The 12,113-nt window shown below is 33.4% G+C and carries 14 protein-coding genes and 1 pseudogene; 4 read left to right on the top strand and 11 right to left on the bottom strand.

Annotation, left to right across the window (positions count from 1 at the left end):
- Positions 1-144: 144 nt before the first annotated feature.
- The 3 genes from AC07YC_RS20460 to AC07YC_RS20450 all read right to left on the bottom strand — a co-directional run bounded on the left by AC07YC_RS20460 (position 145) and on the right by AC07YC_RS20450 (position 818).
- A complete protein-coding gene (locus AC07YC_RS20460) occupies positions 145-318 on the bottom strand; it encodes a thiazolylpeptide-type bacteriocin (RefSeq protein WP_008179397.1) in 174 nt (57 codons plus the stop codon).
- A 77-nt stretch (positions 319-395) separates the two neighbouring features.
- A complete protein-coding gene (locus tag AC07YC_RS20455; protein ID WP_008179395.1) occupies positions 396-569 on the bottom strand; it encodes a thiazolylpeptide-type bacteriocin in 174 nt (57 codons plus the stop codon).
- 75 nt (positions 570-644) lie between these two features.
- Positions 645-818 carry a thiazolylpeptide-type bacteriocin gene (locus AC07YC_RS20450; RefSeq protein WP_080709115.1) on the bottom strand — a complete coding sequence of 58 codons (174 nt, stop codon included), beginning with the start codon at positions 816-818 and terminating at the stop codon, positions 645-647.
- 1,375 nt (positions 819-2,193) lie between these two features.
- Between AC07YC_RS20450 and AC07YC_RS20445 the strand changes: the two genes are divergently transcribed.
- The 3 genes from AC07YC_RS20445 (at position 2,194) to AC07YC_RS20435 (ending at position 4,889) form a co-directional block, all read left to right on the top strand.
- A complete protein-coding gene (locus AC07YC_RS20445) occupies positions 2,194-2,619 on the top strand; it encodes a hypothetical protein (protein WP_494920292.1) in 426 nt (141 codons plus the stop codon).
- Complete coding sequence (locus AC07YC_RS20440; RefSeq protein WP_494920291.1) at positions 2,619-3,656, top strand: hypothetical protein; 1,038 nt, start codon at positions 2,619-2,621, stop codon at positions 3,654-3,656. Before AC07YC_RS20445 ends, AC07YC_RS20440 begins: the two co-directional genes overlap by 1 nt.
- A gap of 648 nt (positions 3,657-4,304) precedes the next feature.
- On the top strand, positions 4,305-4,889 hold the full coding sequence (locus AC07YC_RS20435) for a hypothetical protein (RefSeq protein ID WP_494920290.1): 585 nt from the start codon (positions 4,305-4,307) through the stop codon (positions 4,887-4,889).
- A 60-nt stretch (positions 4,890-4,949) separates the two neighbouring features.
- On the opposite strand, the gene AC07YC_RS20430 is transcribed toward AC07YC_RS20435, so the two are convergent.
- From AC07YC_RS20430 to AC07YC_RS20395, 8 genes and pseudogenes are all read right to left on the bottom strand, one after another.
- On the bottom strand, positions 4,950-5,420 hold the full coding sequence (locus AC07YC_RS20430) for a hypothetical protein (protein WP_494920289.1): 471 nt from the start codon (positions 5,418-5,420) through the stop codon (positions 4,950-4,952).
- A gap of 141 nt (positions 5,421-5,561) precedes the next feature.
- Positions 5,562-7,135, bottom strand: a pseudogene (locus AC07YC_RS20425) (IS3 family transposase).
- A 303-nt stretch (positions 7,136-7,438) separates the two neighbouring features.
- Positions 7,439-7,735, bottom strand: coding sequence for an ArpU family phage packaging/lysis transcriptional regulator (locus tag AC07YC_RS20420; protein ID WP_494920288.1), 297 nt, complete (start codon positions 7,733-7,735; stop codon positions 7,439-7,441).
- Positions 7,736-7,749: 14 nt separating this feature from the next.
- Positions 7,750-7,923 (bottom strand): hypothetical protein, encoded by a 174-nt coding sequence (locus AC07YC_RS20415; RefSeq protein WP_494920287.1) that lies wholly within the window; start codon positions 7,921-7,923, stop codon positions 7,750-7,752.
- A gap of 96 nt (positions 7,924-8,019) precedes the next feature.
- Complete coding sequence (locus tag AC07YC_RS20410) at positions 8,020-9,093, bottom strand: hypothetical protein (RefSeq protein ID WP_494920286.1); 1,074 nt, start codon at positions 9,091-9,093, stop codon at positions 8,020-8,022.
- A 180-nt stretch (positions 9,094-9,273) separates the two neighbouring features.
- Entirely contained in the window at positions 9,274-9,681 is a 408-nt protein-coding gene (locus AC07YC_RS20405; protein ID WP_494920285.1) for a hypothetical protein, read from the bottom strand.
- 114 nt (positions 9,682-9,795) lie between these two features.
- A complete protein-coding gene (locus tag AC07YC_RS20400; RefSeq protein WP_494920284.1) occupies positions 9,796-9,984 on the bottom strand; it encodes a YosH family protein in 189 nt (62 codons plus the stop codon).
- On the bottom strand, positions 9,984-10,328 hold the full coding sequence (locus tag AC07YC_RS20395) for a hypothetical protein (RefSeq protein ID WP_494920283.1): 345 nt from the start codon (positions 10,326-10,328) through the stop codon (positions 9,984-9,986). The genes AC07YC_RS20400 and AC07YC_RS20395 overlap by 1 nt, the downstream gene beginning before the upstream one ends.
- A 217-nt stretch (positions 10,329-10,545) precedes the next feature.
- Here AC07YC_RS20395 and AC07YC_RS20390 point away from each other — a divergent pair, with 217 nt between their 5' ends.
- On the top strand, positions 10,546-11,193 hold the full coding sequence (locus tag AC07YC_RS20390) for a site-specific integrase (RefSeq protein ID WP_494920330.1): 648 nt from the start codon (positions 10,546-10,548) through the stop codon (positions 11,191-11,193).
- Positions 11,194-12,113: the final 920 nt, after the last annotated feature.

Raw genomic sequence — 12,113 nt, 5'->3', positions numbered from 1 at the left:
CCCTTATGTATTTTTTCTTTAACAAGACAATGTTTGATTCTAAAAATTCATTTCATCAATTCTTCATGGTTGAGCATCTTCAAATAGAAGAGAATTGGGCGGTTGTCACAATATGTAGTTTCAACCGCTCCATTTTTCAAGTCATTAACAAGAACCACAGCATGATGTTGAGCCGCATGTAGATGAGGCTGAACAACTTGTAGAGCCACTGCTTGCTGTTGTTTCTGGAATCGCAGACACCTCGTCTAAATCTAGTAATTCCACCTCTAAATCAAATTCTTTTGTAGTTACTTCCTGCGTATGCATCTCTTTTTTCATCCCTTGTTCCTCCCATAAATAGGTATTAGTTGTTTATACTATTTTTCGTAACCGACTCTACCTCTTCCAAACATTTATTAACAAGAACCACAGCATGATGTTGAGCCGCATGTTGATGATGCCGAACAACTTGTTGAGCCACTGCTTGCTGTCGTTTCTGGAATCGCTGACACTTCATCCAAATCTAATAATTCCACTTCTAAATCAAATTCTTTTGCATTTACTGTTTGAGTAGTCATCTCTTTTTTCATCTTTAGTTCCTCCTAGAAATAGTGATTATTTGGTTTCTACAATAAAAACTTACTTCAATTTGTCCAAATGAATTATTAACAAGAACCACAGCATGATGTTGAACCGCATGTTGATGAGGCTGAACAACTTGTAGAGCCACTGCTTGCTGTTGTTTCTGGAATCGCTGACACTTCATCCAAATCTAATAATTCTACTTCTAAATCGAATTCATTTGCATTCAGTTCTTTTTTTCTTAAGTCTTTTTCCATTTTTCATTTCTCCTTTCATTTATTTACATACACACTATAACTCGAGAATTCTACGGTTATTCATTCCTTTCATACAAACTGCTCCTCTATACTTAGGTGTCCTAGTTAGCTAAATTAGGTGTGCAATTTTCTATCTTAACTGTCAATAAAATTTGTTATTTTCCTGATTGATAGCAATACAAACAAGATTGATTTGAATGAAAAAGAACCGCTTAAGTATTTTTCTTAAGCGGTTCTTTTCATTTTATAGGAGATAACAGTCAACCATTCTCGCTAGTTAAATTTTTACTTAACACCAATATTTGTAAAAATGGTATACTAGAACCATTTAATGGTTAATAAAGGAATTAGAAAAGAGGGGAGAATTAATGAAACATAAATACGCTTTTGAAAATAAAGAGGATTTCTCCAAATTTCAGGAGATCATCGAGAGACTCACACAAAATTTATTAAAATTCCAATATGAATTAGAACAAAAATATGCTTTGAGGGATTTACCAAAAGGTATAGTTTGGACATCCGAAGAATTATTACTGTCAAGTATTTTGTAGAGATACGTGCAAATCATAATGTGATGGTAGTTTTTGATGAATACCATAAATGGGATAAGGAAGGTAGGAAATTGCTATTAACGCAGTATTTTAACATAGATTCCTTATTCGACTAACGTGTATGATGAATGGAAGTTCATACACGCCAGTCCTTTTGGTATAGGGGATTTCTGTCTTACATTGGCTCAAGGTTTTACCTTAGTTACTGATAGATGAAATCTACATAAAAAAGTTCAGCCAGAAAACTCTGGCTGAACAATATCATACGAAGGACCCCATTTGTTTAAATCCGAACACGTTCCTAAGTGTGTAATTACCATTTCACATAGTTTTTTGTAAGCCCCATAATTTAGTGGCTTTTTTATATGTAAAATTTGTCTCTAGGAATCTTGTCATTAAGCCGATTTACCAACCTATATATTACGTAATTATCTATTTATCCCCTTATTTATACATTATAGTATTACTGGCAACCACTGAATCCTCAAACGAAAATCTGCCCTGTTTAGGTTTGATAAACTGGTGAATTTTCCTGATTTCTAGCGGTTATATTCATTCATTAAGTTCCTCCTGAAAAAATTAATAAGGACCAATTTCTTTCTACATCAATTATATAAAGAGTTATACTTTTGAATACATTGAAATATTTTGTTTTATTTACTTATATTTACATATATGTTATTGTTTATTTAGGTTTTATAGTTTTTAAAGGTTTGTAGGTTTTATAAGCGAAAAATTAAAGTGTGAAAAAAGAAAGGATGATTCGTATGAAGAAGAAAAAATTTATAAACAAGATGGCCCCTCTCGTGGTAGTTGCTGGAATTATGTTTTCAAGTATTCCGGCATTTGCCACAGAATTGACAGAGCCAATTACTCTAGCAGAATTACCCGAATCAATTACTATGGATGGTAAAGTGTTTATAATGGATAAGTCTGCAGGAGGTGGAAGTGGTACTGCAACTTCAGACAACAAAAGTATGAGTATCACGAGAAGTTCTTATAAAGTTACAGGTAGTGATGTTCGATTGTATGTTGATTCTTCACATGGACATGGCGGTGACCATTTTTCATCTGGCTGGGTAGATGCAACTGCACCACGATTCACTGCACGTGCAGAAGTTTGGTCCAATGGTCGGCTGAACACTACAGGTAATAATCAATTGAATAGTGGGATTAGAGCAAATGCAACTTCTTTTCTAGCTACTGGTCTTGTTCCAAATGCAACACCACGCATTTTCTATAATTGGTAATGAAGATAAAATGCTTATTTTTACGCTTTATAAGACCTATTTATACGATTGTCGGAATTATGTTTCTCGTCGTGCTGACTGCATGTAGTACAACAGATGATGTAAGTGTACCAGATGCACAACAACCTCAAACAGAAACCGCTGAACCCGAAAAATCACAAACAACGGAACCTAAGCCAGAGTCGTTTGATGGTTACGAGGATTACATAGATTACATCTCCGATATACCTGAATTTGAACCGTACTATAAAACCGTTTTTGCTTTTGAAGAACTTTCAGATGGCATAAAATCTGTGCCGATTGAAGAAGTAAAGGCTATGTATGATGAAATGAAAACAGCTTTTAATTATGTTCTTGTAAATGAATATCCCTTAGTTTATAGAGGAAATTATGAGGGCGAAACAAGTTTTGTGGATGGATATGAAGAGTATCAAGCTGCTGGCAATGATAAGGTGATTTCTAACCCAGTTAATGTTGTTTCGCTGGATCAGGAAGGTAATGAGTTTTTGACAACACCTTTAAAAACGATTTTATTAGGTGAAGACACTTTTAGTCACTTCGATAATAGTATTGATGTAGGTAGAAACTTTAAAAAGTCTGATTTTACACTTGAGGCACCAAACAAACCCATTAGTGTTGTGTTGGGAAATGCGTATAAGGATATTTATAAAATTGGCGATATATTTTCCTTGGAATTAATTTCTGAAGTCATGAATTTCCAAGTCGTTGGTTTTTATAAGTCTGGTGTTGGTTTTTCAATGAACGTTGGTGCCCTACAAGATGTGAACTTGGATCATACCATCGTTATGCCTCATTTTATACCTGATTACAAACCTGTTGGAGAAGCAGCTGTTTTTCAACATGCTTATCATATTGGTGAATTGCTATCGGGCTATATTCGTATTCCAGAGTCAGTCGAGAAAATAAACGAAGATACTTATGATCATACAATGGACATGATTGATGAAGTAGCGGAACGGAATAATATTTCCGGTCTCTATAAAATGCCATACTGGCCAGTGGGCTTTGTTTGGTAAGACCGCGAAATTTGCTTATCCGTATAAAGTATTACCACTACAATAAATACCTAAGGTCATTTATTAGCTGAAACTGAACAAAGAGCTAGCACTCACTTTGATAAGCTATTTAATAAAAAAGATGATTCAGACAAATTATGGGCAAATTTTAAAGCTATTCATGTTCTTGCATAAAAATAAAAAGCCTTACAACCGTTGTGGCTGTAAGGCTTTTATTGACGTCCCAGGAGGAAGTATCTTATACTCCCAAAACGTTGATATGACTGAATTTATATAAACTCTTGTGTAGAAAATGTGTAGAAAATAATTGCATAAGCATTCTTAGTTAATAAGGCAACTCACCCATAATGATGCCCCCGGAGGGCATCATAAAAGTGCATAACATCAACGTTTGATAGGGTTATTGTGTAGCATTTGTGCTGCGACAATAACCCCTTGTTTTTTGCACTTAATTTACCTTCATTACTCTACTAGTATTCCCTACCTTTATCAATAGATATTTTATCTTTTTTTATTAACAGAATATTGACATCTTTGAGTACAGTTAAATTTATATAATAGAAGAAAGGGCACTCTAACTATCTATAATTTTATGTACATTTATATTTAACTTTCCTAAAATGGAAATATAGAGGGGGAATTTTACATATGAAGAAATTAATATTTAGTGCAGCATTGGTATTAAGTCTTGGACTAGCAGGTTGTGGTGAAGCTGAAAAGCCAATTCCTAAGAACGAATCAATTGAGCATCCTAAACCTAGTGGTGAACAAAAAATCGAACACCCAACTCCGAAAGACAGTAATACTGAACAATCTGAACCAGAAGTTGAAAAAGATGAATCAAACAAGAATCAACAATCAACAAATATTGTCGATACATCTTTCTTTAAATTTGCAAAATCTGTTGATGTAATTGATAACCGTAGTACTCAAAACAATTTACTGGTATGGATTGACTACTCTGCAGATTCTGAACCAGGTATAAGTACGCTTAATACACTAAATCAAGCATTCTATTTTTTACAACAATCTGATGTCGTCAAAACTGGTACTGTTACCCTAGCAATTCGTGTGGATGATGTTAAAGTAGCTCAATTTAATGTAAAACCTGCAAATATAAATTTTAACAACACTCAACTTGGTATGGCCGACCTTGTGGTTAATGGTAGCGAGGTTGAATATTTGAACGAAGGTGTTAAAGCTTTTGGGCAAGTAATGGAGTTGTGGGATTAAATTTGCAAGTACAAAAAAAGACCAGGTACTCAATTTCATTTGAGTACCTGGTCATCTCTTTTAATTTAAACAACGTCCTATTTCTTCTAGCCACGTTTTCCCGCCATAAACAACAAAAGTTGTTTCATTACCTTTCACATCAAAAATCTTAATTCTTTGTGAAATAAAAAGATTTAAGCCAAGTTCAGCTCGATCTACATCCTTCAAACTAATTTCCCAATATAAATTAGGGTTAATGTTTAGTGCATGTGCACAAAAAATAAGACGTTGATTTGTTAATAGCAAACGGCCACCATCTGATTTTGTTGCACTATAATAGATATTCGCCATACCTGACCGTATTGGCAGCTCATTTGCACACATCTCAATTTCATGGAAAAAGATTTTTTTATAGGTTGGTTTAAATTCATTTAAATCATATGTTAACTGTTTTGCTTCTGATGTGATGATGTAACTGCCACAGTACTCACATATAGAGTCTTCAGGATTAAAAGTTGCAGCACAGTTTGGGCAGTTTAGGGCTTTAACCATCGCTTCATCGCTCCTAATATGTATTTATTTATAAAGTATACTTTAATTTACTTAATGTACCAATACTTTATAAACTATAGACCAGATACTCATACTGAACTGCACCCCGTCAAGTAGACAGTGGAAATAATAAAAAATGTATTAAGCGGCTTGAGTCCTGAATTCTAACGGACTCAAGCCGCTTAATCTTTTCTGATAACGATAGTAATTATAAAAATGAATATAATCATCAATCGCTAGTTTTAACTCTTCATATGAATCGTACTTATGTAAATAATATTTCTCACACTTCAATGTGCCCCAAAATGATTCAATTGGTCCGTTATCAATACATCGACCAATACGGGACATACTCTGTGTCATATTGGCAGTTTCCACAATCCGCTTAAATTCCTTTGATGAATATTGAAAACCTCGATCACTATGTATTAATGGCTGTTCGTTTGATTGTAATGATTGAATAGCTAATTTTATTGTTTTGAAAACAAGGGAATTATTATTCGAATGTCCGAACACATAACTCACAATTGAACCATCATATAAATCGATAATTGCACTTAAATAAGCTTTTTTCCCATTTCCATACTTAAACTCTGTGACATCTGTACACCATTTTTCATTGGGCTTTTTCGATGTAAATGCTCTATTTAATACGTTCTCCGCCACATGATGTGCTGGGGATTTACGATAAGGCTTGCGCTTTCTACGAATAACAGACTTCAATCCACTAATCTGCATTAAACGATAAATACGCTTTTCGTTCACCATCGTTTGATTATTTTCTTTTCGCTGACGATTGATTGTCAACGTTGTACGACGATAGCCGTAAATACCATCTACTTGTTGGTAAAGGAGATGAATGTCCTTTAAAATTGCTTCATTTTCAACTTCTCTGTTAGAAGGCGTGCGACTTAGCCACTTATAGTAAGCCGCACGCGAAACATCAGCTATTTCACATAGTAAAAGAATCGAAAGTTTTTCCTCTCGATGTAATTCTTGAATCGCTAAATAGCGTTGCTGTAGACGTATTTGGCTTAACGATGCCTCCTTTCGATTTCCTCTAACTTTTTTAAAAATAAATTTTCTGCACGTAAACGTTCATTTTCACGTTCAATACGTTGAATCTCTAATTTCAATTTCTCCTCAACGGTTAATTCGACTTCATCTTTTGTGCGACCACGACGATCACGTAATCCCTCTTCACCGTTCGCTTCAAATTTCTTCGTCCATTGATATACCTGTTGATACGAAACACCATAGGTGTGCACTGCCAACTGATAATTTTTCTGGTGCTTCAAACAGTACTCGACAATCTCAATACGTTCTTCAAAAGTTGTCTTTCTTCCTTCTGTCATAGCTTGACTCATTCCTTTACCTGAATCTTTTATTTCACTATGACTAGTATACTTTTTTACCCAGCTTTTTAAAACGGAGGTACTGCTAATCTCGTATTTCGCCAACACCTCCATCTGTGAATAATTTCATTGAATGTAGTCCTCCACAGCCGCTAATTTTAACTCTTTTGAATAGAACTTACATGAAGTAGCTTCTTGTAATCCTTCACGTCCACCTGCCTCAAATTTCATTTTCCATCTATGAAAAGTTTGATGATCTATTGAAAATCTTTCACACAATTCATTGATAGAATAGTGACCTTCTTCGAACAATTGAAGGATATATAGTTTCAACTCGAGTGGATGTTTGCTTCGCCCCATAAAAAATACTCCCCTTAGATAAACAGATTTTATTTTTTCATCTGTCTACCTAATAGGGAGCATATCATTAAGCTATCTTGGTCTTCGTTTTTATCTTTCTACTCCATACAGTTTTATTATTTTACTTCATACAATTTTGTTGTTTTGCTCTCGTTATTATAGACTAATTTCAATCCTAATAGCTCCGCTAAATCACGCACTTGAACATGAGTCCTACCATCTATAATCACGACAGGGATAGTCTTAGCATCATTAAGCATTACTTTAGCATCCTGTATCTCTTTTACTTCTTCTAAACCATTCCTAATGAAATGCTTTTGCAATAACCTGCCGTTCTTCTTTTGTTAGTTTGTAAAATCCATAATAAAATTTCTTAAAAAACTTCTCTGCTTTTTTATAATGTTCCAAATTTTTAATGGCTGTTCCTTCTACTTTTGAATGAACACACCCATCAAACGAAGGCATTTCCAATGTATATTTCGGTGTAATGGTTGGCAATAAATCCTCTGGTGTTGTCAACTGATATGTGCGATACTGACGAAATTCTATTTCAATTGCTTCCTGTGTTGCCTTCGCATTAATGCTTTTTAATATATCCATCTACAATCCCTCCATTATTTACTACGAAATGCACCTCGAACACGCCGATACGTTGGTCGCTTTGTCCCCATCAGTTCCTCAATTTCTAGACGGCTCATTTGCATTTTAGGCTGACGTCTTTTTGACGCTTGCCCTTTAATTTTTTTACTTAATCCCTTTTGTACCAACTCCGTTTGTAATGTTCTCATGTCCTTCACTCCTTTAATAAAATAAAAAGAGACACCAACAAAACAGGTTATTAACCTGTCTGTTAGTGCCTCCGGTATTTTCCGTAAAGGTAAGTACTATATTTTATTGTTTATTTCTAGTACCTCAATTGGTATTAATTTTGGTTTTTTAGTTAACCAATCCATTATTTTTTTTGAGAATGTCTTTTCATCTTCTTCATGGCTTACATCTAGTCCACAAAACTCTAAAATTTGTTTTACATTTTTTTGATATTTTAAAGCGTTATTATCATTTACTAATGGACATAGCCAAAGCTCTCTACCTTGATGGTCCCTTAATACCACCTGATAAACAATATCATTTCCGAAAAAGTCTTTTGTAAAATATCCATGCTCTATTGCAGACTCTCTACTATTAAATAGTATAATTTCACTTGGATTTGGGACAACAGAGGAATATTCATATAAAAACTTTTCTTTGTCATCCATATAACTCAAATAATTTTCTTTATCTTGCAAACAAACAATTTTTCCTTTGTAATAATAAAGAGTAGCTTTACTTTCAGTTACTCTTTTAAAGTCACTTCTATTTTTATGCACTTCAAATTGTCCTTCTTCATTCTTAAAATATTTAACAATATCATAATCACTATCTTTTACATTTATTGATAAATATTCTGGTATACCTAGTTTTTCAAGTACTTCTTGAGAACCAGATGGCCCCTCACCACCATAACCGCAATTTAAATTATAAAACCAAGCTTCATTACCATTTATATCTCGTATTATAAATCTCGCTGATTTCAAATTCTTTAAATCAGATAAATCATTTTCTGATGCAATATAAAAGCCATCTAAAATTGCATCAAAACTATCAAAATAAACAAAAATATGTGTTATTTCATCTAAAATATTTAAAACTTCTTCAATCTTTCCTTTAGCTTCACTTGTTGACCCATCATTAATTATAACAGGCATTTTTTTCTTTACTTCAATAGTTCCATTTCTTAGTTTTACAATATCACTTCTCATAAATAATTTACCTTGACTAGATTGATGTATTGGATAAATACCATTACTCTTTACCATAGCCAATAACCTTTGTTTTGATACTTCAAGCATTTCAGCTGCCTTAGCTGATGTAATAAGTTGATGTTCAAGTAAAGTTTTTAGTTGTTTTTTATTCTCCATAAGACCCTCCTGTTTTTACGAACGTAAATACAAACGCTTTATGTATTTACAGATAATTTATACCTTTTTCCCAGAAAAGTCAAATGTTTTTACCCAAAAATTTCAAATAGAATTTCCCATTTTAATTAATTATTAATATCCTCTATAAAGATTAATCTCATCAAAGTGTGCAGTAGATTATTACAACACTACGTCAATCGGTGCACTGTAGCGATACGATAAATACATCTCACCTTTTGATAATTCTTCCAATGCTTCTTTTATTGATTCTTCACTTTTAACACTTATCCCGAAAGTTCTGTTTGATGGACCACAAACTCCGTAATCAGTGTCAACGATTGTATATTCATTACGGCTTTTTGATGCAGCAATAATATAACATTCATTTTTTATTAAAATTTCGAAATTTTTCGTTTTACCTTCCTTGAATTGAATTAATTCACCAACTTGTTTTTCTTTTAATTGGTCACATAAAGCTTTTAAACTTTCATAATCACGATTGCCTCCCATATTGGCTTCCATAAATAAAAATTGGAATCGTTTGCTATTCCATTGTTCTTCGAAATGATTTTTAAGTGCTGTCGTCATTTACATATCCTCCTATACAATTTTTTTCGAATGCTTATTAAATCAATGACCCATCTATGATGAATAACTGTGGTTCTTTACTATTCAAGGAATCTAGCAGTTCTTTGTATTTAATTAACCATTATCTTCACCTGGTGCTCCTGAAATTCGTAATAATGCATAATCACGACTTACTCCTTCAATTTCATCAATTAATGTACCGTCATCGTCAGCTACAATTTCAGTGTAAATTTTCATCGCTTCTTCTTCATTTTGCGCCATGATTAATGCATAATATGGATCGTGTACCTCATAAAAACGCATTATACCGCTTGGTTGTCCGTCCCAATGCTCGTTATTTCTAAAACAGCTACAATGTCATTAATATAAGGCTCATCTACATTCACTACGATGTAATTGTTAAATGCTACCTTACCATCACTTTCACGACCATGTTCAATTTGACTGCATACATTATCTAATGCGATTGCTAGTTCATTTTGAGTGAAAGAATCGACGTATTTCGCAACATCACGTTCATTTATGATTGTGTATTTACGTTCACAACCTTCTTTGATAGTCCCTTCAAATGCTGGCTCTGCTTTTTGACCTTTCAAAATACCTATTACCTTTTGGTTAATGCGGCGCTCACTTGTGTTCATTCCCATTTAAATTTTCTCCCTTCATTCAATACTCAGATTGTTCAGTATCTACTACCTTGATTTTTACGATCTCTTATACCTTGCAATACACCAAAAGCTATCTCTACCTCTGATTGATACCTAGTGCCTTTAGTTATCTTCCAAAAAAGGCTCTGAAAAATTTCTAAATCTAGCTGACACTGAAAAGCTCTTATATTATTTAAAAGATCATGTTGAAAAAAATATTAAAAAGTTAACAAACAGTGATAATGGTATCGTAAATTTACTACTGCTCCTCGCCTTAACTTCTGGTATGCGTTACGGTGAATTGGTTGGCCTCATCGAAACAGATTTTAACTTTAAGGAAAATTTCATTCGCGTAGAACGGCAATGGAAATACAAAGAAGGCGGTGGCTTTGGTGACTTAAAAAATGAAAGCTCTGAGCGTACGATAACTATTGATACAGAGACTATGCTATTGTTCAAGAAATTTTTTAAGTATCGTACCCCACACTCAGATAATCAATATCAACTTGTCTTTTTCGAAGATACATCCGATATTTTAGTCGTCACTAATGATCGATTAAATGATGTACTACGAGCAGCATTGAAACATCTTAAAATAACACCACTCATTACAGCTCACGGATTACGTCACATACATGCAAGCATTTTACTTTTTGAAGAAGTAAATTTGATTTATGTGTCTGAACGTCTAGGTCATTCAAGTATTGAAATTACTTCTTCTACATATGCCCATGTGCTAAAAGAATTGCGTGAACGTGATTCCAGAAAAACAGCAGAGGTATTTAAAAAGATGATGTTAATGCCTTCAACTAAAATAGAGCTTGTAAAAATGTGTAGAGAACTTTTATTTTTTAACTCTTTTTAACGACTTCTCATAAATACAAAAAACACCTTAAATCCTTGATATTAAAGGATTTAAGGTGTTTTTTACACTGTAGTTTCTCTTTCTAAAACTACCTATTGACGTCCCAGGAGGGATTCGAACCCCCGACCGACGGCTTAGAAGGTTGTGGTAATAGATTTTCTAGCTTTTATACATTTCTATAAAACCTGTATTTATAGCCTTTTATCAATCGATATATTAAAAACTTATTGAATCTTTCCCTCCATTTATACGTTTTGGTATTTGTTTGGGCACCCCTTGGGCACCTACCTTTAATCCTCCAATGATACATTTGACCAGATGCAGTATGCAGTACTTCAACCTGATTCACAATCATTGAAACAGCCTTGTACATTACTGGTTCAAACGATCTTTGATGTGGAATAGCTGTGTGAATATCGAGATAATAAAAAGCATCCTACTTTTAATTAAAAGATGCTTTATTCAATGAAAAAACTCCATCAAATGAAAGCGTATTTCAACCACAAAAAAACATTTCAAAGATTCTACTATATAATCATACCCAGTGAATCCTCAAGGTGTCCCCGTAGGTATAACTAAAATATCTTTTAAAATTTAATTTTTATTTATTAAAGCTTGTTTAAGCATTAACCCTAGTATTTGTTAATTAATAAGTGCGGAAAAGTTCTTAGGTGACTCAATAAAGTAATAGCAAGTTACTATTTCTTCATATCAAGTTAGGAGTCCTTCTCGTTAATTCTTTCAACCAAATGAGGAGATTTCTTATAAATTAGGAGTTTCAATCTAATAGTTACAAAAATAAAGGGTAAATGGTAATATTATCTTAAATTAGAAATATACTTTATGGTATGTCAACACTAAACTGGACAAAAATTATAAGGTCTGTTGCTTGAATTCCACTGGAGTTAAATAGCCTAGTG

Source organism: Lysinibacillus sp. GW247-5R2A, assembly GCF_059424475.1.
The sequence above is the reverse complement of the archived record's forward strand: the minus strand, read 5'-3'. Positions and strand labels throughout refer to the sequence as shown.